The 22,318-nt window shown below is 35.9% G+C and carries 23 protein-coding genes; 4 read left to right on the top strand and 19 right to left on the bottom strand.

Features of this window, described 5'->3' with window-relative positions:
- Positions 1–615: 615 nt before the first annotated feature.
- The 7 genes from J5J03_RS08725 to J5J03_RS08695 form a co-directional block, all read right to left on the bottom strand.
- Positions 616–1,563 (bottom strand): nucleoside hydrolase, encoded by a 948-nt coding sequence (locus J5J03_RS08725; protein ID WP_208588719.1) that lies wholly within the window; start codon positions 1,561–1,563, stop codon positions 616–618.
- A 10-nt stretch (positions 1,564–1,573) separates the two neighbouring features.
- Positions 1,574–2,512 (bottom strand): nucleoside hydrolase, encoded by a 939-nt coding sequence (locus J5J03_RS08720; protein ID WP_208588717.1) that lies wholly within the window; start codon positions 2,510–2,512, stop codon positions 1,574–1,576.
- A 306-nt stretch (positions 2,513–2,818) separates the two neighbouring features.
- Complete coding sequence (locus J5J03_RS08715; protein WP_208588716.1) at positions 2,819–3,697, bottom strand: DMT family transporter; 879 nt, start codon at positions 3,695–3,697, stop codon at positions 2,819–2,821.
- 278 nt (positions 3,698–3,975) lie between these two features.
- Positions 3,976–4,818, bottom strand: coding sequence for a CPBP family intramembrane glutamic endopeptidase (locus J5J03_RS08710; protein ID WP_208588715.1), 843 nt, complete (start codon positions 4,816–4,818; stop codon positions 3,976–3,978).
- A gap of 17 nt (positions 4,819–4,835) precedes the next feature.
- A complete protein-coding gene (locus J5J03_RS08705) occupies positions 4,836–5,444 on the bottom strand; it encodes an ABC-2 transporter permease (protein ID WP_208588714.1) in 609 nt (202 codons plus the stop codon).
- Entirely contained in the window at positions 5,437–6,306 is an 870-nt protein-coding gene (locus tag J5J03_RS08700; RefSeq protein ID WP_208588713.1) for an ABC transporter ATP-binding protein, read from the bottom strand. Before J5J03_RS08700 ends, J5J03_RS08705 begins: the two co-directional genes overlap by 8 nt.
- Positions 6,307–6,700: 394 nt before the next feature.
- Positions 6,701–8,206 carry a DHA2 family efflux MFS transporter permease subunit gene (locus J5J03_RS08695; RefSeq protein ID WP_208588711.1) on the bottom strand — a complete coding sequence of 502 codons (1,506 nt, stop codon included), beginning with the start codon at positions 8,204–8,206 and terminating at the stop codon, positions 6,701–6,703.
- Positions 8,207–8,361: 155 nt separating this feature from the next.
- Between J5J03_RS08695 and J5J03_RS08690 the strand changes: the two genes are divergently transcribed.
- On the top strand, positions 8,362–9,234 hold the full coding sequence (locus J5J03_RS08690) for a TetR/AcrR family transcriptional regulator (RefSeq protein ID WP_208588703.1): 873 nt from the start codon (positions 8,362–8,364) through the stop codon (positions 9,232–9,234).
- An 87-nt stretch (positions 9,235–9,321) separates the two neighbouring features.
- Here the strand turns inward: J5J03_RS08690 and J5J03_RS08685 are convergent, their stop codons facing one another.
- The 4 genes from J5J03_RS08685 to J5J03_RS08670 all read right to left on the bottom strand — a co-directional run bounded on the left by J5J03_RS08685 (position 9,322) and on the right by J5J03_RS08670 (position 12,312).
- Positions 9,322–10,011 (bottom strand): N-acetylmuramoyl-L-alanine amidase family protein, encoded by a 690-nt coding sequence (locus tag J5J03_RS08685; protein ID WP_208588701.1) that lies wholly within the window; start codon positions 10,009–10,011, stop codon positions 9,322–9,324.
- A 197-nt stretch (positions 10,012–10,208) separates the two neighbouring features.
- Positions 10,209–10,766 carry a 6-phospho-3-hexuloisomerase gene (hxlB, locus tag J5J03_RS08680; protein ID WP_208588931.1) on the bottom strand — a complete coding sequence of 186 codons (558 nt, stop codon included), beginning with the start codon at positions 10,764–10,766 and terminating at the stop codon, positions 10,209–10,211.
- A 16-nt stretch (positions 10,767–10,782) separates the two neighbouring features.
- On the bottom strand, positions 10,783–11,424 hold the full coding sequence (hxlA, locus tag J5J03_RS08675; RefSeq protein WP_208588698.1) for a 3-hexulose-6-phosphate synthase: 642 nt from the start codon (positions 11,422–11,424) through the stop codon (positions 10,783–10,785).
- Positions 11,425–11,943: 519 nt separating this feature from the next.
- Positions 11,944–12,312 carry a winged helix-turn-helix transcriptional regulator gene (locus J5J03_RS08670; protein WP_208588690.1) on the bottom strand — a complete coding sequence of 123 codons (369 nt, stop codon included), beginning with the start codon at positions 12,310–12,312 and terminating at the stop codon, positions 11,944–11,946.
- Between the two features lie 436 nt (positions 12,313–12,748).
- Between J5J03_RS08670 and J5J03_RS08665 the strand changes: the two genes are divergently transcribed.
- The gene (locus tag J5J03_RS08665; protein ID WP_208588689.1) at positions 12,749–13,192 is read left to right on the top strand and encodes a GNAT family N-acetyltransferase; all 444 of its coding nucleotides are present in this window, start codon (positions 12,749–12,751) and stop codon (positions 13,190–13,192) included.
- A 146-nt stretch (positions 13,193–13,338) separates the two neighbouring features.
- On the opposite strand, the gene J5J03_RS08660 is transcribed toward J5J03_RS08665, so the two are convergent.
- From J5J03_RS08660 to J5J03_RS08650, 3 genes are read right to left on the bottom strand one after another with little or no spacing between them, the layout of a single operon-like run.
- Positions 13,339–13,698 (bottom strand): DUF4181 domain-containing protein, encoded by a 360-nt coding sequence (locus tag J5J03_RS08660; protein ID WP_208588687.1) that lies wholly within the window; start codon positions 13,696–13,698, stop codon positions 13,339–13,341.
- 50 nt (positions 13,699–13,748) lie between these two features.
- Positions 13,749–14,882: an N-methyl-L-tryptophan oxidase gene (gene solA, locus J5J03_RS08655; RefSeq protein WP_208588685.1), complete on the bottom strand. Its 1,134-nt coding sequence runs from the start codon at positions 14,880–14,882 to the stop codon at positions 13,749–13,751.
- 36 nt (positions 14,883–14,918) lie between these two features.
- Positions 14,919–15,125: a DUF5050 domain-containing protein gene (locus tag J5J03_RS08650; protein ID WP_208588683.1), complete on the bottom strand. Its 207-nt coding sequence runs from the start codon at positions 15,123–15,125 to the stop codon at positions 14,919–14,921.
- Positions 15,126–15,729: 604 nt separating this feature from the next.
- Between J5J03_RS08650 and J5J03_RS08645 the strand changes: the two genes are divergently transcribed.
- Positions 15,730–16,092 (top strand): hypothetical protein, encoded by a 363-nt coding sequence (locus tag J5J03_RS08645; protein WP_208588681.1) that lies wholly within the window; start codon positions 15,730–15,732, stop codon positions 16,090–16,092.
- A 57-nt stretch (positions 16,093–16,149) separates the two neighbouring features.
- On the opposite strand, the gene J5J03_RS08640 is transcribed toward J5J03_RS08645, so the two are convergent.
- Entirely contained in the window at positions 16,150–17,313 is a 1,164-nt protein-coding gene (locus J5J03_RS08640) for an FAD/NAD(P)-binding protein (protein WP_208588678.1), read from the bottom strand.
- 456 nt (positions 17,314–17,769) lie between these two features.
- Here J5J03_RS08640 and J5J03_RS08635 point away from each other — a divergent pair, with 456 nt between their 5' ends.
- Positions 17,770–18,141 (top strand): hypothetical protein, encoded by a 372-nt coding sequence (locus J5J03_RS08635; protein ID WP_208588675.1) that lies wholly within the window; start codon positions 17,770–17,772, stop codon positions 18,139–18,141.
- Positions 18,142–18,297: 156 nt separating this feature from the next.
- Here J5J03_RS08635 and J5J03_RS08630 read toward each other — a convergent pair whose 3' ends face one another.
- From J5J03_RS08630 to J5J03_RS08615, 4 genes are all read right to left on the bottom strand, one after another.
- Complete coding sequence (locus J5J03_RS08630; RefSeq protein ID WP_018933005.1) at positions 18,298–18,564, bottom strand: alpha/beta-type small acid-soluble spore protein; 267 nt, start codon at positions 18,562–18,564, stop codon at positions 18,298–18,300.
- A gap of 341 nt (positions 18,565–18,905) precedes the next feature.
- Positions 18,906–19,559 (bottom strand): pectinesterase family protein, encoded by a 654-nt coding sequence (locus J5J03_RS08625; protein ID WP_208588672.1) that lies wholly within the window; start codon positions 19,557–19,559, stop codon positions 18,906–18,908.
- Between the two features lie 27 nt (positions 19,560–19,586).
- Complete coding sequence (locus tag J5J03_RS08620; protein ID WP_208588671.1) at positions 19,587–19,808, bottom strand: hypothetical protein; 222 nt, start codon at positions 19,806–19,808, stop codon at positions 19,587–19,589.
- A gap of 153 nt (positions 19,809–19,961) precedes the next feature.
- Positions 19,962–22,250, bottom strand: coding sequence for a glycoside hydrolase family 95 protein (locus J5J03_RS08615; protein ID WP_208588669.1), 2,289 nt, complete (start codon positions 22,248–22,250; stop codon positions 19,962–19,964).
- Positions 22,251–22,318 lie beyond the last annotated feature (68 nt).

Here is a 22,318-nt window from a genome sequence, read left to right as displayed (position 1 = left end):
TCATCTTTACTTGGAAACTATTTTTATCAAAATAATATCCTTTCTTTATTGAAAGCCTTTTCATTTTATGGTTCAATTAATCATTCCTTATATTAGATTAATTGGTTAAGTTCCATTATAGAAATGTAAGTTCCAAAAAAATATAATCAATATGTTAGAAATGAGAAAAAAGATATAGTATTCGCTAAATATAAGAACTGTTGATTATGAAATGAAGAAATGATTATGACCATATGGCCAAGTCTTTTAGCACGCTATGGGTAACCAATAAATGAATATAAACTGTCCTACATAGAAAAAAGCAGAATTTCCTTACGATTAATAAGGAAATTCTGCTTTACATAAATACTTTACCTATTTTTTGTTTACCTTTATTCATCGTCTAGGTTACTGTTTTGTTGCGTAGTCGATCCTTCAAACATTCTCTATCATCTAATTATTATGACCTAACTTTCATATCATCGCTTCCTGAGCCTAACCATTAGTATTGTAATATATAATAAAACAGAAAAGTCAAGCATTGTTCTAACATCATTTATACATGTTAACAAAGAAGCAAAAACCGGTTAAAATAACTTTACGGTTTGGAAGTACCGCACTGATCATAGACTCACTTTATTTAATGGCTGTTAATACTTGCAACAAATCTGCTTTAAATTTGTCACGATCTATTGCTTCACAAACAAGGACATTTGGCTTCTGCTCCAGTCTGTTATTCACATCAACAAGGCTATATCCTCTAGTTAATTCACCCTTTGTTTCAATATCAACATAGTACTCATGTGACTTGGTCATGATAGATTCATCAGCTGCAACAGCTACAAGTAATGTGTCAGGGTGTGTAGTCCCATTAAGTCGATGTACTTTTTTATTAAATTTCATTACAACTTGGTTAATATCAATAAAGAATTGAGAACCAGCTGTGTTAAGTGACTTTATCTCTTCATGATCTGCATTATCCATAATCGAATATTGTGTACACATATCCCAACCAACCATCGTAATCGGAATACCTGAATGAAGCACAAGTCTTGCTGCTTCAGGATCGACATAAAAATTATACTCAGCTGCTGGTGTAATGTTCCCTAATGTATTATTGGTTCCACCCATAATGTAAATATGAGGAATATCCCGGACGATTGACGGATCCTTTTTGATTGCCATGGCAATATTGGTTAACGGGGCAATCGCCAGAAATGAAACTTCCCCAGGGTATTCCTTTACTTTGTCAATAATAAAATCGACTGCATGTCCATATTCTGGTCGTTGTTTTGCTTTTGGGAAAAATGAGCCGCCCATTCCATCCTCACCATGAACATCCTCAACCGTTCTGTGACTTTCATTACCTATGGCAAGGATAGGTCCTTCATAGCCTTTATAAACAGGGACATCATACGCAGGCTTGGCTACTTCTATCGTGTACAGAGCATTTTCTACCTCTTGATCGAAATCAACATTACCTCCTGTGATCGTAACACCTTCTACTTTAAAATGGTGTAATGCTGTTAGCAAAGCAATCGTGTCATCACCTGCTGTGTCTGTATCAATAATGACTCGTCTCATCCTATTCACCTCATTTCTCCTGTCTAGCTAAGTCTGTTATATAATCAAAAAAAGCATCGCGATCCACTTCATAAACAAGGTGGACACTTCGTCCTGCATCAGATAATTCTGTTTTTCCTTGGCTTGCCCCATCTGAATGAACGATACTTTTTACTTCTTTCTTTTTCACCAAATCAGGCTTACCAACCGACGCTGTGGACAATACATCCCATAAGAAATATGTAGAATTTGTTTGGAAATGTACAAGTGGTGGTACCATTGCATAACATTGCCCAAGGAAGTCAATACCAATGTCTTTGCGCTCTGCTGCCCACTTATCTCGTACATCTACCGTTAATGGCACCATGTTGGTACTTTCCAGTGCGACTAAATCTATGGTAATACCACTATCCCACACTGTTTTCGCAGCTTCTGGATCCCAAAAAGCATTCCATTCGGCGGTACCATCATGTTCTGGTTCTTCGACGTTTCCATTTTCTAAAAACGTACCGCCCATCCATACGAGCTTTTCAATTTTATCTTCAATATCCGGTGCTTCTTCAAGTGCACGTGCTAAATCAGTAAGAGGACCAATAAACAGAAGGGTAACTGGCTCTGTACTGTTACGTACAGTTTCAATCATATGCCTGTGGGCAGGAAGGGCTGCTACTTTTGTTTTGGGCGCTCCAAATTCATTTAAAATTGGTAAGGCGTCAACAAAAAACGCATGCATGCGCCAATCTTTCGGGAATGGATTTTTACCTCGCGATGTTGAAGCTGCTACTTCAATTTCTTTGTTACTAAAGCGGTCTATAATTTTACGACTTGCATAAACAGCTGGTTCTAAAAAGCAATCTGCCGGAATAACACTAACCCCGAGCAAATCGACATCCTCCATCTGTAATAATAGATAAAGAGAGACTAAATCATCCACACCGCCATCATGATTTAAATAAACCTTCTTCGCCATTTGTACTCGCTCCTTTATATTTTTTATAAGTGCTAAAATGAAACAGCTCAACCGTACCCATTAATATGTTTTTGTATCTGTTATTAATGTTAGAGAAACAGAGGTTGATATACTGTTCCGTGATGCCAGAAAGTTAACTGCAAACTTTAGTGTCCATACGATGATGCTACCATATACCACCAAAGTATTGTAACATATTTCATAATGCTAATATAGCTGTGTTCATAGCTATCTAACAAGTGATTATTAACTGAATGTAATCACGTTCTTTGAAATGCGAAGAAACTTTTCAGGGATATCTATCATTTAATTACTATACAAAAGCTTAATACGTTGTGGTCTGTTCACAAGATAAATACCAACTAATATAACAGCTCCCCCAATTAATGTAGAGATATGTAATTTTTCACCTACTAAAATCCAACCAAATAAAACGCCAAATAATGGAGCAAGGAATAAAAATGAACTTACTTTTCCCGGATTCTCATTCTGCAATAAGAAAAACCATACAGCAAATTGCACTATCGATGCCATAATGGCTAGCCATAGTACGATGAAAACCGAGTTTGCTGTAATCACAAGTTCCACTTTTTCAAAGAAGGCACTTGCAAATAAAAGCAACACTCCACCTGCTAACATTTGATAGGCTGTTACTACCCACACATCAAGACTTTTTCCCCATCTATTCATCAGCAAAGTCGCAATCGCCCAACAAACTGCACTTAAGAAACCTAGAACAGTACCAATTTGTTGAATCTCCAAATCAGCACCTAACGTAATAAAAACACCTAAAAAACCCACGATAACACCTAGCCATTGACTCCAACGATATTTCGTCCCTAAAAACAATGTCCCTAATATAATGACAAGTAAAGGATTTGTGAACGTTAAAATGGATGTTTCTCCAGCTGTTATCGTCCTCATACTTATAAAAATAAGCCCCATAACTCCTGTAGTCTGAAATAACCCGATAAGTATAATTCTTAACCATTCACGAAAAGTAACCGGGTGCCTCCGCTTGAAAATGCTAACCGTTATCCCCATCAGAATACCTGCCAATGTAAAGCGAAGTCCTACTAACAGTAAAGGAGATACATATTGCAATCCGATCTTCCCAATTGCAAATGATGATCCCATTAAACTAGTTGTTATAACAATTAATAATGCAAATAATCTTTTATTCACCGCTTATTCCTCTTTTCTCAACTTACAATAACTCTAAGTACAATGGTCATCGATACGAAAATAACTACACCTTTATTAGCAAATTACTAAAAAAGATAAGCGGGAGATTGTTGATCAGGCAACATTTAAAGGAAAGACAATTAAAGCGATGAGGTGAGCTTATCAACTTGAACAAGCTCAAAACGGATAGAATTATAAATATGATCTAACCAATAAGAGGCCGATCATAAAATAACGATGATCGGCCCCTTTTTATTGTAATGATAATACACATAGGTCTAATTTTTTTGCAACAAACGCTTCATACCTAAAATAAAAAGAGAGACTACAATACCACCAACTACTATCATTCCGAGCGATATAAATAAAACACCTAGTCCAGGAAATGATTCATGATAACTTAAAATCGACGGACCATAATTATTATTAACGACAAATCTTGTGATCTCTAAGTATGCTAAATGAAAACCGATTGCTGTCCACAAACTTCCAGTCCAGAGACGCAGTAACTGCAAACAAATACCGAACAAAAGGATCAGCATAATATATCCAACATTAATACTATTCCCAGGTGAAAGCCCAATCAGCACTTGTAACAGTGTTGTGGTTAATGGAACGGAAAGAAATAACAGTGTTTGTAATAGAACGGCAGCCCAAGTGGCAAAACGATAACGTAAAATATCAAACACAAATCCACGCAAAGCGAGTTCTTCTGGTAATGCCTCATATAAAAAGGCAATACCCATATTAACGAGTAATGCAATCAGCCATTGATCGGGGGTATGCCATTTTTCTATCGAGATCCAACCAAGTGAGGTCGCAAGGAAAATACCCAAAAAAGCTAAGCCAATAGCTAGCAACATCCCAGTAAAAAAGTGATAAGCTTTCTTCCAATTATAAATTACTTTCTTCGGCTTAACACCTGTTATTCGGTAGAAGTATTGATACAAACATAAAATAATTGGGACAACAACCCCGGTCATGACAAGACCTTGCGTCAATAACCGATAATTTCTAGTAAAACCAAACTGTTCAGCAACAACAGTTCCTGTCAGAGAACCTAGAAACAGCCCACCAGTTATCGTTGCCCATCCAGCTAATAATAGAACGCCCCACCTCATCTACCATACCTCCAATTTTAAAATACTTTATTTCTATAAATTCGAATCGAAAGCAGCCATGAAAAGCTATATAGCACAATAATTGACAATATCATCATCAAAAACACAGAAGGATCTTGCAAAGTTAAGATTGTTTGTACAAATTCTCTTAAAATATCATTCAAATTTTTAATAAAAGTATTAATTACTATCATATAAACAACAAATAAAAATAGAAAAGCTCTAAAGATATATTGCGTTTTGAATTTATATAAAAATGGAAGGATGAATGAGATAGCTATCATAGATAGACTAACCATTAACATAGTTTCTTTCCAAGCAGGCACTTCTCTATGAAACAGCAAACCTCCTATAAACATGGCAAAAACTACTAACAAGGTAAAAATAATAGCTCCTATATATTTAGAACTGACAACTTCTCTCCGTGTATATGGAAGAGAATTAAGCAACTTGTTGACGGCCGAATCCTCATCCTTTGCGAAAACATCCAGAATAATAACGACACTAAATACGAACCCTATCCAAATGTATGATGGATTATATACTATATACCCAAATAAAGCAGGTAACAATATCAATGAGCCTTTCTTTTGTAGTACTATATCCTTCCAGATCAAATTACACATGCCATTCCGCTCCTTTTTTCGTATAGAACATAATATCTTCAATGGATGGTTTTTCAATCAAAACCATTTGACCAAACATTTCTTCTATACGACTTTTATTTGCTGTTAACGCCTCAAAACCGTGATTTGACTTGCGAATGGAGATAAATTCCTTTTTCGTGTCAGCATCTAACAGTTCCGTTTCCCCTTTAACGATCGCATACTCTTCTTCAATTTGCGTCGATTCTTTCGTAAATATATGTTGACCTTTATCAATAAATATAATGTAGTCTGCAATACTGTCTAAGTCTGTTGTTATATGAGTGGAGAAAAAGATCGTCTTATCCTCATTTTCCATTAAACGATGCAATACATCTAAAAACTCTCTGCGAAAAACTGGGTCCAGGCCAGATGTAGGTTCATCCATAACAATTAACTCTGCATGATGGGATAAAGCTATTGTTAACGAAGCTTTCATCATCATTCCTTTTGAAAATGTTTTAATCTTTTTATTTAATGGTAGTTCAAATTGTTCGACATAATACCGAAATAGATTGTCATCCCAATTGGAATAGGCACGTTTTATAATTCGTCTCATTTCTGTCAGTGTTAAATGCTCATAAAAGATATTATCATCGAAAACAAAACCAATTCGCTGTTTAATCTCTTTCTCATGTTGCTTATAGTTCAATCCAAATATAGAAATCGTTCCACTATCAGGCTGTAGCAAATTCATAATCAGATTAATGGTTGTTGATTTCCCAACGCCATTTCCACCGATAAAACCGGTTACAAATCCTTTCTTAACCGTCATAGAAAAATCCTTTAATTGAAAACCTTTAAAAGATTTATTGACATTCCGTAATTCAATTACATTTTCCATTATTCTTCCTCCCTGTATATGTTAAAATCTAAAAATTGCATTCGCTCGAGTTAAAGGAATAGTGAGCTACCAAGAATTGGCGCAACATGACTGGCGGTTTTATATTTGTTATGAAGTAGTACCTTTTGAAAATGCGGGAAGTTGCTTGGCTATTTACTAGGTTTTACTGGCAACTTCCGCTACTTTTCTGGCAACTTTTTTGATTTTACTGGCAACTTCCGCTACTTTTCTGGCAACTTTTTTGATTTTACTGACAACTTCCCCTACTTTTCTGGCAACTTTTTGATTTTACTGGCAACTTCCGCTACTTTTCTGGCAACTTAACAATTCCCATTATCTAAAAAGGCGCAGTGCCTACACAGGAAAATGTAGGTACTACGCCTTTCCGTTATTATTATTCTACTGCTGGTTCTAACGTGTTTGTTTCTTGCTTCTCAATTTCTCGTACCGCTTTGTCACTCGTATCCACTCGTTTCATAAATAAGGAAAGTACGAGCGCGACGATATTAATTCCTAGCGCCACATAAAATGAATACTGGATTCCACTAAGTAATGCTTGCTGTGTCATGGAAGCTGTTGAAGCTTCTGTTAAGGTGGTTGGATCAACTCCACTCATTAATTTTTCACCTTCTGATGTTGCTACAGAGTTCATAATGGTTACCATAACAGCTGTACCGATCGATCCTGATACTTGCTGTGCTGTATTATTGATTGCTGTTCCATGTGGATTCAACGATGTTGGTAGCTGATTCAAACCATTTGTCATGATTGGCATCATTACCATCGCCATCCCAAACATTCGCAAAGAATAAACTAGAACAATATACGTATAAGTTGAATCAATTTGTACATGTGCTAACAAATAAGTTGACACCCCTGTAACAGTTAGTCCGACAATTCCTAAGATACGCGGGCCAAATTTATCAAACAGTCTTCCTGTAATGGGAGACATAATTCCCATAATAAGCGCACCTGGAAGTAACATTAAACCGGAGTGAAGTGGTGAGATACCGCGAACATCCTGTACATACGCAGGTGTTAAAATCATACCTGAGAACATCGCAACTGCATTAACAATCATAATGATTGATGCGAGTGCGAACATTGGATATTTATATGGACGTAAATCTAACAATGGTTCCTTCATGTTTAATTGACGAATCACAAATAAAATTAACGCAATACCTCCAACGATCAATGTTGTTAACACGATCGTATCATCCCAACCTTGTGAGCTTGCATTACTTACTCCATAAAGTATCCCACCAAAACCAAGACTGGATAAAACAAGAGATAAATAATCAAGTGTGGCTTCTTTATTTTGCTCCATCACATTTTGGAACTTCCAAATCGCCAGTCCTAAACTGATAATAGCTAATGGTAAAATCATTTCAAAAAGTAATCTCCAGTTATGGTATTCCACGATATAACCTGATAATGTAGGTCCAATTGCTGGTGCAGCAATCATCACCATACCGAAAACTCCCATAGCAGCACCTCGCTTTTCACGCGGGAAACTGACTAACATAATGTTCATTAATAAAGGTCCCATTACCGAAGAGCCAGCAGCTTGAACCATACGTCCAATTAACAATATTCCAAAGTTAGGTGCAAAAGCAGCTAGTGCTGTTCCTAATGCAAAGATTGTCATTGCCGTAATAAATAAATTACGGTTTGAAAAACGTGTAATCAAAAATGCTGATGCAGGAATTAGAATTCCGCTGACAAGCATGTATCCTGTCGCAAGCCATTGTACGGTAGAATAGTCTTTAAGCTCTAAATCCACCATAATCGATGGCAGAGCAACATTTAACAGTGAATTATTCAAAAATGAGACGAAAGCACCGACAAACAAAATACTGATCATCAAATATGGTGTCTTATTCAATTGTGTATGCATAATTTTTCCCTCTTATCTTTACTAAATTGTTTTGACTTGATTATTTTATACCTATAGTTTAATTTTTTCAACATTTTTATACTAATAGTATAAAAATGTTGTTTTTCCAACCAAAGAAACGTATACTACTTCATATAGAAGGGGATGGAGAAGTGATGAATGAGCGCAAAAGGAAAGTAACAGATATTGCTTTGAAGTTATTTATCGAAAAAGGTTTTCAGCAAACATCAATTCAAGAGATTATCGACAAAGCGAACATCTCTAAAGGGACCTTTTACAATTATTTTTCTTCCAAAAATGATTGTATTGCTGAAATATTAGAAAACATCCGTTATGATGCCACTCAGCAACGAGTTGCTATCCAAATTGGAAAGGACCCACAGGATCGAGAGGTCTTAATCGAACAAATTACGATTATCATGAAGCTGAATGAGGAAAAAAATTTACGAACGCTATTTGAAAATATACTGTCTTCTGATCAAGCAGAGTTAAAAAAACTAGTGGTACAGCATCGCGTAATTGAAATGGAATGGTTAGCGAATCGGCTCATTGATGTTATAGGAGAAGATATTCGGGAGTATGCGACAGAGGCAACGATATTGTATTTTGGCATGTTGCAATATATGTTGTTTACGCTTAATTTAACAAACAGCCAATATACTTTACATGAATTAATCGAAACCATTTTGTCTTATGTAGAAGTGCTTATACCAGAGATGCAAAAGAACGATCGTGGCTTTTTACATAATGACGCGATTGACTTACTTCATAGAAATGTCCATAAAAAGATGGTAACGAAAGCTGAAGTAATGGAAATGGCAGAGCAATTACAAACTCAATATTATTTTAATGAAGAACAGCAGGATCTTTTTGATGTGATCTTAAGCGAATTAGAACGTGATCGTATCCGTAAGATTGTTGTCAAGAAACTGTTGAATCCGTTTCTTCAATTATTTGAGGGGACAACGATGGTGTCTCAGGTACAACTATTTACAAATGCGGTGTGGAATTATTTGAAAGCAATATGATAGTAAGACCAAAATTAAAGAATCCCAAAAGAGTGTTTCAACCTTTAGGATTCTTTTACTCCGCATGGTCGAGCTTGGCATTACTTTTCACCCATCTAAATACTCATTTATTCCATCTGTAATAGCTTCCGCAACAGATTGCTGAAAAACATCCGTCATCATTTTCTGCTCATCCTGTGGATTTGTTAAATAACCTATTTCTAACAATACGGCTGGCATATTAGTGTCTTTTAGTACAAAAAAGTTTTCCTGTTTTACACCTCTGTCATTATAACCTGTCGCGTTCACAAGATGCTTATGAATCGTATCTGCCAGCGGCTTGGAATTTTGATCATAATAGAACGTCTCCGTTCCTGACACACTAGGATCTGAGTATGTGTTGGCGTGAATGGAGAGAAATAAATCAGCGTCTAAATCATTGGCAAAGTTCGGCCTTTCTCTAGCCTCTGACGAAAGAAATTGATCCCCTTCTCTTGTCATAAGGACTTCTAAATTTGGGTCATTCTCTAGTAAAGCTACTAACTTTTTCGAGAGGTCAAGTGTAAAATCCTTTTCATAAGAACCACTTGCACCTATAGCTCCTGGGTCAACTCCACCATGCCCAGGATCAACCACTACCTTAATAGTTTCATCGTTTTGCTTCTCCACCATTTGAGGAGAACTCTCCTCACTACCTTTCGCTCCCAAATCTTCCTTATTATTTATTAATTCTTTGAAAGATAAAAATATTACAATAATAACGAAAAGCCAGAAGGAATATTTTACAATGTTCCTCATCTATTCTCCTCCTAATTGTTTATTCATTGTAAGATTAATAGAAGGAAATAAAGATGAGATGAAGGTAATATAAAGAATCTATCAAAATTTAAATACTTATCATATTTTCGCAACTTGAACAAAATGTTTAATCCTGAATCCAAAAAGGACGGCCAAAGTGAGGTAGACTCATCATTTGGCTCGCCCTATCAAATAGCTTACTCTAAGTTAGCGTGTTGCGTATACATCGAACTACCCTGTAATTCTTTGTTCTTCATCAATTTTAATATCAATGAATCATAGAATAGTAATAAAGATTGTTCAAATAACGAACCCATTGGTTGAATCGTATCGTGCTCACTCTCATTATCCGCCTTTGCTTTAGCAGGAATTTTCACAGAAATATTCGCCAAGTTACCAATACTAGATTCAGTAGATGTTGTAACAACTGCTACAGTTGCACCAATGCTTTTCGCTTTTTCAGCCATTGCTAGTAAACTCTTCGTTTCTCCTGATCCCGAGCCAATAATTAATAAATCGTTCATGCCAATACTAGGTGTTACCGTCTCACCAACAACATACACCTCTAGATCCATGTGCATTAATCTCATGGCAAATGATTTTCCCATAAACCCCGATCTTCCTGTACCAGCAACAAATATTTTTTGAGATTGCATTATTGCATCCAATAGTCGTTCCGCTTCTTCATCTTTTGTAAGATTTGCTGTACGCTTCAATTCCTCAAGAACTGTTAACATAAATTGAGTAGTCTGCATCATAGACTCCGTCCTTTTAACTGATTTTCTCTTTATCCATTACTTCTTTTATCTCAGATGCTACAGCTTTTTTATTATCTTGACCTGTGATGCCACCACCTACAATGACAAGATCAGGCTGTGATTGAACAACTTCTGGAATCGTTGCTAATTTAATGCCTCCTGCAACGGCAGTTTTCGCATTTCTCACTATAGCCTTAATCGCTTCGAGCTGTTTAAAGGGATTTTCTCCCTCAGCTTGTAAGTCATATCCTGTATGGACACAAATATAATCCACACCTAGATTATCTACTTCTTTAGCACGTTGCTCTAAATCTTTTACATTAATCATATCGACAAGAATTTTGGAGCCATGCTTTCTCGCTTCTTCAACCGCACCCTTAATGGTTGCATCATCTGTTGCACCAAGTACCGTTACAATATCAGCTCCTGCCTCAGAAGCTTTCATAACTTCATAGGCACCAGCATCCATGATTTTTAAATCAGCTAATACTTTTAAATGAGGGAATGCATCTTTCATTTCCTTCACAGCTTTTAATCCTTCGTTTATCACAACAGGTGTACCAATTTCTACAATATCAATATGGTCTTGTACCTCATTTACAACTTCTTTACCTTCTGGAATGTTAACTAGATCTAATGCTAATTGAAGTTCCATTTTCTTCACTCCTACTATTTATAATTTCTGTTACACCTCTATTGTAAAATGGCATATAAAAAAGCGGAAGTACGCACTTTAATCTCATATAGTTACAAAAAATTCACTTAGTATCTATAAAGTGAGGCTATGATACTCGAGGTTTTGACTCCCACTGATCATTAACGAAACTTATCAGAGTGTAATCGTCTCTGTTATATCTAAACTTATCTTTGTGTTACTTGAAGCTTGAGGTGGGGGTTATTACAGACAGTTAGCACCGCTAGAACAAATACTGAAACTTCTTACAGATACACATGGATGAGAGTTTTATGATTTAGTACCAATTTAGTGTTTAGGAAGGTTCTTTTTGGTACTTAAATTTAAGCTATATCCATCCCCAAAAGTGTCAGAGAACGAAACGGTCAGCCTTAGTGGTTGACTTGCAGTAGCTATCTTTCAAGTTGTAATACCAAGGGTTATATACATTCTGCCCTTATAAAAAAACACCTGTCACCATAATCATGACAGATGTTTTCATCAGGAATTTTCTAGTATCTTTATATCGTCTCGATCCTGTAAGGCAACCTCCATATAATTTTTACCCCACTCGTATAATGAATCAAGTATAGGCATCAAAGTTTGGCCGTGGTTGGTTAAAGAATATTCCACTTTAGGTGGGACTACTGGGTAAACTTCCCTGTGAATAATCCGATCTTCTTCTAACTCCCTTAATTGATTGACTAACATTCTTTGTGTGATACCCGGCATTAGCGATTTAAGTTCGCTAAAACGTTTGGTTCCTTCTTTACCTAAATGCCACAAGATCAATATTTTCCATTTACCACCGATAACTGCAAGTGTTAATTCTTTTTCGCAATTATATGTTTTTCCGCATACATGTCCCATCTTATATCATCCTTTATCAAGAAATTATGGAAAGTACTTCATTATATTGCGTGCAATTTATAATCTTATAATGATATGAAAACATAAATTAATAGCGGTGTCACTTTATTGAATTTTACTTAATCTTTCAAGCTATTAGCTTCGCTAGCTCTTAAGATATGCAATTGGAAAAAGTGGTTTGTATATATTATTCGTTGAAGTAGCATAAAGTGAGATTATTACAGACGGCTAGCACCGTGATAAACGATACATTCTTATATACTTAGTAAATGGGAGGATATTGTTGGAGGTTCATCTAGATGGTGTCTGGCAAAAATATGTTAAAATAAAATGAAGGCCAAAAAATATTATTGAAAAACTACTGTAGCCAATGGATTGATTATTAGTCTATACTAATGTTCTTTTACAAACTAAAATATAGGAAGGAGAAAAATTAGTGGAAATATATCAAGCTAAGATGAAAGATTTAGAGGGTGTGTCGTATTTATTTAATTTGTACCGCGTGTTTTACCAGCAAACATCAGATATAGAAAGTGCTAAATCATACATAAAAAAACGTTTACAAAACAAAGATTCTATAATATTTATTGCTAAAGACAAAGAAAAGTATGTAGGGTTTACTCAACTATATCCTACATTTTCATCAATATCTATGAAAAAACAATGGATATTAAATGATTTATACGTCGAAACAGAAAGTAGAAAATTAGGGATAGGAGAAATGCTTTTACATAAAGCGAAAGATTACGCTATTGAAACAGGTGCTAATAGTATTACCTTAAGTACCGCACCAGATAATTACTCTGCTCAAAGACTATATGAAAAGAATGGCTATGTACAGGACTCACAATTTTATCATTATGCATTACATTTAACTTAATAACCACCAAACGTAATATTGAAGTAAATATAGTACCGATAGCCCTCACCCGCTATCGGTATTTTTTAACACCTTGTAAAATATATGACTAACACTACATCAAAGGAGCTCACCAACAATCACTGTTTTATAGGTATGCTAACCACTTACCAAAAAGGATCATGATCTAAATTGTACATAACACCAAGAATTAGTATTAATACTACAATGGTGCTGATATACTGCCTCGATTCCTTTATATAGATAAATTCGATAATTGCCTGAAATCCAAAATATAATGCCAAATAGATCATAACATAAAAAAGCAGAAGAAAGTCTGAACTATCTATCGCAAACCATAGCATGATTAAAAAAACTATAAATAAAATAGTTTGACCCCAACGATCTATACTTTTACCAGATGTTTCCGAAATTTTTCTCTGTTCGACCGAAAGTATCTTATTTGTTATTTTTTCAACCACGAACAACAAAATGAGCAAACCAATTACAGTTATTATGAATTCCATCCAATCCACCTCTTGTTTCCTATTTCCATATAACGATAGATTAGCATCTGTCACTCAGTAAAAAATCGTTCACTTGCAAATGGCGAAATATCCACTAACGGTTGTTCCTCAGCTATTAGTTTGGCTAAAGTCTCTCCGATGACACTACTAAATTTGTACCCATGCCCGGAGAAGCCACAAGCAAATACGATATGCTGATAATCAGGATGACGATCAATGATAAAATCACCATCTGGTGTATTCGTATAGGTACAAACTTTTCCCACCTGGTGATCACCAATATTGGAGAAATAATGATCTGCCACCATCGAGACATCCTGTTTGTCTTCGGTATATGTTCCAAACGGCTCAATTGGTTGATGGATATCCCGTTTCATACCACCATCATGCCTGCCGATTTTAACACCGGCTCCTTCTACACTCGGAAAACCATAATAGGTCGCATGATCTAAAGCAAAACTAAAAGCAGGAAAATGGTCGTCTGCATACCATTCTTCATTTGCTGCAAACCATGAAAAAGTCTTACGCACTGTTTCTAGCGGTAAATCTAAACCAATATTAGCAAGGGTCTCCTTTGCATATGCTCCAGGTGTTAAAATTAATGTTGCTCCAGTGTAGTTTTGATTTTCTGTCGATATGGTTACCTTATTTTCCTCCATCAAAATATCTGTTACTGGTTCATTTACTTTTAGCACAGCGCCATGCTTAATTGCTAGCTCTCTGTAAGTCTTGATGATATTTTCACTCATTAACACACCAGTGTTTACTTCATAACAGCCCATTAATCCTGCTGGAATAGCAAATCCTGGCCATTTTGAATTAATATCTGCTGCTGTTAGTGTTTCAACATCTAATTGATAATTCAAGGCACTGTTTCGTACATTTTGAATAAAATCAGAATCTTCCTTACCTATATTGAGCACACCTGTTGGCACAAAAATATTCCGATCGGTTTCTTCCTGTAATTGCTCCCATAACGATTGGGCACGCAAAGCCATTTCGACGTAACTTTCCCCTTCACCGTATGCATGCCGGATTATTCTCGTTTCTCCGTGATGGGAACCTTCTGTATGTGGTGGATCTCCTGCATCTATTAATAAAATGTTCTTTCCTTGTTTGGCTAGATAATAACCTGCTGCCATTCCCATCGAGCCTGCTCCAACTATAATCGAATCATATTGCATGATTAACACCTCTTTTTTTCTAGTTCATATATCTTTTTATTGTATTTTTTCTTGTAGTTGTCCGTCAAATAACATTCGGTTCCAAGCTATTGCATTAGGTCCCAGCATGTGGGCAAAAAATAGTTCATCCTCTATAATATGAATATAATGTACTTCTTCATCTACTAGCTTTTTTTCTTCTTGAGATGAAAGGTCATATCGGTATAGGCTGAAATCATCATTGTCACTGACATAGAATATCAAGTTATCACTGCTTCATTTACAACCATAAGAATCATCATGTTTTTCTCGCCATACCGGGTAATGATAATACTCATCCAATTCAATGAAATATAACCACTCTTTCGTTGCAATTACATGTTGAGCAGATGCATTCGAAAAAATCTGTCACTAAATATCGAATAATAGATCCATTCCCCGTCCGTAACCCAACGCCCACCATTCATAAGATAGCCGTGCGTATAACCGAGTCATTTCTTTTCATTTTCAATTGCTTCCTTTTCTCTTGTGCTTCTTCCATAAGAAATTTTTTCCTTCATCTAATTCTCCTCATTGAGTTATCTATAATTCTCTATTGGCTATTATATCAAGTAAGTACAAATACCGGAATAAGTACTGCAGATGTCAAATATTATTACGGATGACGAGTATATAGTCCAAGGGCTTTTAGCTTGGTTACAATAAATGATGTTATTATAATTTTTTTAATAACTGTTATTTTAAAGAATCTTTACATAAATTAATTCAATTTTTCAACTGTTCTCCTTTACATATTACTCAATAGTATGATTTAATATACTCACAAATCGTAATGGTTTCGTTTTGATAACAGTTGGGGGATTATTATATGAACGGACAACTATATAAATATGCACGTGATAAGGCTCTTAAAGAATTACCATTAGAGGATCAAAAACTCTATCAATATATTGAGTCAAGAGAAGACACGCTTATAGAACAAGCTATAACCGAACAACACTTATTAGCTCTTTTTCAGGAAAAATCCCCCATTCTAGAAGCAGCAGATGCATTTAACATAGCACCAAAAATAGTTTATGAATCGATTAAACGAATAGAAATCTATCTTGAGAACCGTGTGCAATATCATATAAATGCACTTCAATTTATTGACTTGACTGATTTATTTCAATTGAATGGCTTATCTCCTATCGATAAAAAAGTGAAAATTTTTTTACTTGCAAACCTATAAAATTTTACAGTAAAAAACAACCAGCATGGAATAGTACTGGTTGTTTTTTTATATTCACTAAGCTAAATCCGCTAATTTAACAGCCACTTTCCTAGCTCCAGAGATATTACGGGCAACTGGACCAATCTCTAATTCTGCTAATGCCCCAGAAACGTACAAACCTTGCTTCCATTCTAATCGCTTATTTACTATTGGAAATCCACATGAGGCGCAAGGTAAATTTTCATTTAAAATGATTTTATCCATTAATTGATTTTCGGGTATTCTAGCTTGTGAACCAGTGGCTAACCAAATAGATGAGAACTCCCTTGCATTATTTTGGTTAAAGGACAATCGAATTCTACCGTCAACATATGAAGCTGTTTTCACTTCATCATCGATAACTTCTAAGCGATGATCCGTTTGGCATTTTTTTAATTTTAAAAACATATTTCGTGGAACAGAACCTCTGTTTCGTGCTTTATTAATTATTAAACGACGTTTACTAAAATCTGTTACTTTGTTGTACTTAGTTAAACGTTTGGGACCTAACCAACCTGGATCACTGTCAAAATCATGTACTCTAAATGGGTGTCGCTTTACGATTGTCACTTTTCCCTTTGTCCATTCACATAACTTTACTGCCAAGTGTGCTGCTGATATTCCGCCACCGATAAGACAGACATTGCCTACTTCTTCCTTGACGTCTGCTTCTTCCTCGAAAATATGTTTTACCTTGTCTGGAACTTTTTCTCGTAGTGGAAGTGCCCACTCAGGAAATGCAGGCTGCTCATTTACACCTAATGCCAATACAACATTATGCGTTTCCAAGAAATCTGCTTGACGTGTATATATACGCCATTTCCCCTTTAAGGAACGAATATCTTCTACTTCCGCTTGATACCACATTTTATCAATTGCTAATGAATCTAATAATTCAAAACAATGCTCATTAAATAAATCTAATCTTGGTCTTTTATATCGTCCAAGAAAAGCGTTAACCTCACTCATATCTTTTGCATAATTCTGCAAACTGAATGGATCTTGGTCAATGTGGTGCACAGATGGCGAGCGAAGAAAATCCATACCTATTTTACTTGTGATCATTGACCACTTGTGTAGAGGTTTTTCATAACGATCAACAATTAATAGTTCGTTGGGTTCTACCTTCCCACTCTTTAATAAATGAATCGCAATTGTGCATCCATGAATCCCCCCACCAATAATAATCCATTTATACATCCGTTTTCCATCCCCTTCTTGCTTTTACTACCTGTACATCCTACTGTTGTATAGTTAGTTCGTAATGATTACGTTTTACAGTTATTATAACTCTCTTCCATCTTTCTTGTAAATAGGAATCATTACGCTTTATTAAGAGGGACAGATAACTTCAAAAAAGAAATTGTGTAATTTGAGAACATATATCTCCTCAGTTACACAGTTTAACTTCTGTAGATCAAGGAAGCGTCCATATTCCTTGATTGCATATAAAACATACATTCGTGAAAAGTCATCACACTCCCCTTAAAGCAGGTGATGCCAAAATCCATAAGTATAAATTAGTCCACCCTAAGTTAACCCCGACACACTTTAGATTCCAGAACTGCAAATACGATTTACTTTCCTTGAATCCTATGTCAAAACATCCGTCAAGTACGCTATAATCAAACATATAATATGAAGGAGTGCTGTTATATGGCAGAAAAACTTTTATTGGAGATTTTAGATGAGATAAAAGGGATGAAAGCTGAGATTAACGGCGTTAACGGTACTATTTCTGGTATTAATGGTACAATCGGTGGCATCAAAGACGAACAAACAAAAGTGAATCAACGGCTTGATGAAATGGACCGTCAATTCAATGAACGTTTTGATCGATTAGAAAATAAAACAAATGCCATTCAAGAACAAACAGCCAAAATAAGTGAGTATCATATGGAAACGATGCAAAAGTTAAACAGTAAAGCCACTAAAGATGATTTTAATTATCTTAAAGAGATGGTTTTTAAGCATGACGAAGAAATTTATAAAATTAAATCACAATACCAAAGTATAAATGAAAAATAGAATACTTTTAAAGTGAACCAGATAATATATTCTCAATTATTCCCTTTATGGGAACTTTTTTCAATAAGCGGTTCATCCATCTACTATTAAATGTAGGATCAACCGCTTTAGCTTCCTTTGATTAAACATCTTCCATGAATGCCAAAACTGACCCTCTTACTTGGAATCTTCCTGATTTTGTTGAAGCTGTTGTTGCCCCATCTTGACTAATTCTTGGACCATATTACCACCTATGTGTCCACCTATTTTTCCAGCATCTTTAGCCTTAATATTCCCATTATAGCCTTGCTCAAGTGATACATGTTGTTCTGCTGCCACTTCATACTTTGCTTTTTGTGGATCATTTGTATTAGCTATTTTTGCTTTTAATTGGTCCAATCCTTCTCGAGCTTCTGGAACAAGTATTTTATTCCTTTTCGCCATTTTATTCATATCCTTTCCTTGGAATAGTTTCACCAGCATGACTTGTTAGTTTATCATTTTTATTTTTCCATCAATCGTATTTTCTATCATCAGAATCCTGCATTTCTTACATTTATTCGCTACTTTTCACTATTCTTCATTGTATTCATGTACTCATTATCATATTGTAATCCACTCTTTAATATTATGTTTTGTATTTAACCAGAATTTATGAGTATCATTTGGCTACATCAAGGTTAAAATAAGCTCTATAGAATAGGAAAATAAGAAAAACCGGCAAACACCGCCGGTCCATTGTTAAAAGTCAACCTATTACTTCTAACAAGAATTGTTGCACCTTCTCATAGCGGAGAATAACGAATTTTTCTGTTCCCTACACAGCAATATCGCAAATAGTCACGAAACCGCTCTGCTTCTTGTTTAGTTAAGAGTCTCCTCTTATCATTCAAAATGGCTCCGGCACCTTGACTACTATATTCATACAGCCGCTCTTCCATTGGAGAAAATCCCCCCATCTCTGTCCATCCCTGAGCTTTGATATGAGCATCCACGTCACAGTGATAAAACAATACACTAGCCTGTGCATCTGGATCTCCACCAGGATGCCATGGTCTTCCTAGATATACTGTGTCATCTGCCATATCCGTTGAATCTTTTAATAGCTTACATGATTCAAATAAGTAACCATACGGAACATCAATGGAGGTACTCGCAGCGGTAATAAAACCATTATTTTCCGTTTCACCTCGATCTAATGACACAATATCACACGCTTCAAATACAGTCTGGCAACTACCAAAAATAAAATCAACCGCACCTTCAATTACACAATTAGTAAAGTAATGTGTACCGGCATCTACAAGCAACGTATCTTGGTAACCTCGAAAGCGGCAATGTTCAAACATCACATTATCACTTTCATCTGTGGTACGAAAGGCAACCGCTTGGATATGAGAAAACTTTTGTTGGATCATCATCTCTCTTTCGATATTCATTTATGTAATCAAAACTATTCTCAAAGTTCATATTAATCGCAGTAAAATTCGGTTCTCTAACGGTGACACTAGCACTGCCAAATGTGCCATATGTCGTACCATCATTTTTTCTGTACCACTTGCCACATCATACGTTACAACGGTTTTGTCTCTACCCTCACCTATTAATGTAATCGAAGGCTTTTCTATTTCTATTTTTCCATAAACCCCCCTCGGAAATAAATATGGTTGCAGAATCTTCTTTAACACTGTCTAAGCCTTTTGTATAGAGGAATATACTTTTTTTCCTGATACTTTTCCTCTTCTTTCCCTGAATAATGTTGATCTATGATATAGTCGATTTGCAGACAATAACGCTGTTTTATAGTTTTTATTTTATTATTCATTCTTTTTCTACCTATCTTATTTAGTGTTGAAAGTTAATTGATACAAATGATCCTTTTTTACATCAAACTCTAACAAACCTGTTTCCAGTTGAGAGATTTCTCCTTTATCAATGCTGACCTTAAATGGATGACTCATCCTAAGACGGCAGATCCTTGATTGTGACGCTTTTATATGGACATACATTAATTGATGATCCTGCCATTTGATCTCTAGCGTAAATCCACCTCTGACTTTTAGCCCTTTCACATAACCAGTTCTCCAATCTTTAGGCAAAGCTGGTAATAGATGAATTTCGTTTTGATGACTTTGGACGATCATCTCCACGATTGCTGCTGTACCGCCAAAGTTCCCATCAATTTGAAACGGAGGGTGGTTGTCAAATAAATTCGGTAGAGTAGATGTTTTTAACAACTCCTTAATATTTTCGTAGGCATCCTCTCCTTTAAATAAACGTGCCCACATGTTGATAATCCACGCTCGACTCCAACCGGTATGCCCACCGCCATGCTCTAATCTACGATTTAATGTTACTTCTGCTGCCTTCGCCAATTTCGGTGTCGTAATTGGCGATATTTGATTACTGGGATGTACAGCAAATAAGTGAGAAATATGTCGGTGACCTGGTTCCGCTTCCTCATAATCTTCCAACCACTCTTGAATTTGGCCATACTTTCCGATTTGAATTTCAGGAAGCTTTGACCTTAGATACAGTAGCTGATCACGAAATTCTTTGTCAGTTTCTAAAACCTCACTTGCTGCGATACAATTAGAAAAAAGTGCATGGAGAATTTGACTGTCCATTGCCGGTGCTTCACACATTTTCCCTATTTCTCCACTTGGTAACTTATATGAATTTTCTGGTGATACCGAAGGGGTTGTGATCATGTATCCGTCTTGATTTTCAACTAGGAAATCGACGAAAAATATAGCTGCTTCTTTCATCGCTTCATAAGCTTTAGCTAAAAATTCTTTGTCAACGTTATATTCATAATGCTCCCATAAATGAAGGCAAAGCCATGCGGCTCCCATTGGCCAATAACTTGCTGGCGGGTAGATATCTTGCGGTGCAGTATCTCCCCAAATATCGGTATTATGATGAGCGGTAAATCCACGACAGTCATACATCTTCTGAGCTGTTAATCTCCCGGACTCCCGCATTTTTTCAATTTGGTGAAATAACGGCTCATGACATTCTGACAAATTGCAAACTTCTGCCGGCCAATAATTCATTTGGGCATTTATATTTATCGTATACTTACTATCCCAAGGCGGAAGCATGTTATCATTCCAGATTCCTTGTAATGTCGCAGGCAGTGAATTTGGACGACTTGATGCAATCATTAAGTAGCGCCCAAAATGAAAATATATATTGATCAAATCGATATCTGTTTCTCCTTGTTTCATCCGTTCTAATCGCTCATTTATTGGCAATGATGTTATCCGCAGTTGATCCTCTAATTCCAACTCCACTCGATGAAACAGGCTTTGATAATCCCTTATATGAGCTGACTTTAAGTCTTGATAGCTTTTATTCTCAGCTGATGCAATTATATTTAGGCACCGCTTTTCTGGATCAGGGAATCGATAAGTCGTCGCAGCCGATAACAAAATAGTCACTGCACTAGCATTATTCACACAAATACGATTACCAAGCGTTTGAACAATTCCATCATCAGCACTCACCCTCATAGCGGCTGAAAAAGCAATGCCATCCCTTCCACCTGTTTCTCCATTCATTACTATACTATTAGAGAAAAGAGGTTTGGTAGAATCTAAGTTCCTTGTATTTCCCCTATCTATATTTGCTTGTAATGAAATGGCATTTTCCTCCGAAGCAGTAATCCTCATGATCATTACTTGATCTGGATAACTCGTAAACACTTCCCTTTGAAACTCTATGCCTTCTGATCGGTACTTTGTTTTTACTATTCCATTATTCAAATCTAATTCTCTATAATAATCAGTGGTATCTGCATTATTAAATTGGATGATTAGCTCACCTAATGGTTCATAATGACGTTGAGATTTTGGAATTCCGGAAAAACAAAGCTTTGCTAATTCTTCTGCTTCCGTTAATTTCCCTTGAGAAAGCAATTCTCTTACTTTAGATAGATTAGGAAGCGCATCTGGATTAATTCGATCACGCGGTCCTCCATACCAAACCGTATCTTCGTTTAACTGTACCTTCTCTTTTGTAACTTGCCCGAAAACCATGCCACCAAGCCTGCCATTACCAATAGGTAACGCCTCATTCCAGTTCTTTGCCGGTTCTTTATACCACAATAATTTATTCTGATCAGTCATACTTAACACCTCGTTTAATTTCTATTGAAATATTTTTAAATAGAATTAGGGTTCTTAAAATCATTGTC

This window comes from Gracilibacillus suaedae (genome assembly GCF_017599345.1).
GTDB classification, from domain to species: domain Bacteria; phylum Bacillota; class Bacilli; order Bacillales; family Amphibacillaceae; genus Gracilibacillus; species Gracilibacillus suaedae.
This window is presented reverse-complemented; position numbering and strand designations above follow the sequence as displayed.

Excerpts from the sequence above, each read along its gene's own strand:
- hxlA (WP_208588698.1), bottom strand. The coding sequence starts at position 11,424 with ATGGAACTTCAATTAGCATTAGATCTAGTTAACATTCCAGAAGGTAAA.
- J5J03_RS08630 (WP_018933005.1), bottom strand. The coding sequence starts at position 18,564 with ATGGCGAAAAGGAATAAAATACTTGTTCCAGAAGCTCGAGAAGGATTG.
- J5J03_RS08660 (WP_208588687.1), bottom strand. The coding sequence starts at position 13,698 with ATGGAATTCATAATAACTGTAATTGGTTTGCTCATTTTGTTGTTCGTG.
- solA (WP_208588685.1), bottom strand. The coding sequence starts at position 14,882 with ATGCAATATGATTCGATTATAGTTGGAGCAGGCTCGATGGGAATGGCA.
- J5J03_RS08710 (WP_208588715.1), bottom strand. The coding sequence starts at position 4,818 with ATGAGGTGGGGCGTTCTATTATTAGCTGGATGGGCAACGATAACTGGT.
- J5J03_RS08635 (WP_208588675.1), top strand. The coding sequence starts at position 17,770 with ATGGCAGAAAAACTTTTATTGGAGATTTTAGATGAGATAAAAGGGATG.
- J5J03_RS08700 (WP_208588713.1), bottom strand. The coding sequence starts at position 6,306 with ATGGAAAATGTAATTGAATTACGGAATGTCAATAAATCTTTTAAAGGT.
- hxlB (WP_208588931.1), bottom strand. The coding sequence starts at position 10,766 with ATGCAGACTACTCAATTTATGTTAACAGTTCTTGAGGAATTGAAGCGT.
- J5J03_RS08725 (WP_208588719.1), bottom strand. The coding sequence starts at position 1,563 with ATGAGACGAGTCATTATTGATACAGACACAGCAGGTGATGACACGATT.
- J5J03_RS08645 (WP_208588681.1), top strand. The coding sequence starts at position 15,730 with ATGAACGGACAACTATATAAATATGCACGTGATAAGGCTCTTAAAGAA.
- J5J03_RS08690 (WP_208588703.1), top strand. The coding sequence starts at position 8,362 with ATGAATGAGCGCAAAAGGAAAGTAACAGATATTGCTTTGAAGTTATTT.
- J5J03_RS08685 (WP_208588701.1), bottom strand. The coding sequence starts at position 10,011 with ATGAGGAACATTGTAAAATATTCCTTCTGGCTTTTCGTTATTATTGTA.
- J5J03_RS08625 (WP_208588672.1), bottom strand. The coding sequence starts at position 19,559 with ATGAATATCGAAAGAGAGATGATGATCCAACAAAAGTTTTCTCATATC.
- J5J03_RS08670 (WP_208588690.1), bottom strand. The coding sequence starts at position 12,312 with ATGGGACATGTATGCGGAAAAACATATAATTGCGAAAAAGAATTAACA.
- J5J03_RS08695 (WP_208588711.1), bottom strand. The coding sequence starts at position 8,206 with ATGCATACACAATTGAATAAGACACCATATTTGATGATCAGTATTTTG.
- J5J03_RS08705 (WP_208588714.1), bottom strand. The coding sequence starts at position 5,444 with ATGTGTAATTTGATCTGGAAGGATATAGTACTACAAAAGAAAGGCTCA.
- J5J03_RS08720 (WP_208588717.1), bottom strand. The coding sequence starts at position 2,512 with ATGGCGAAGAAGGTTTATTTAAATCATGATGGCGGTGTGGATGATTTA.
- J5J03_RS08640 (WP_208588678.1), bottom strand. The coding sequence starts at position 17,313 with ATGTATAAATGGATTATTATTGGTGGGGGGATTCATGGATGCACAATT.
- J5J03_RS08615 (WP_208588669.1), bottom strand. The coding sequence starts at position 22,250 with ATGACTGATCAGAATAAATTATTGTGGTATAAAGAACCGGCAAAGAAC.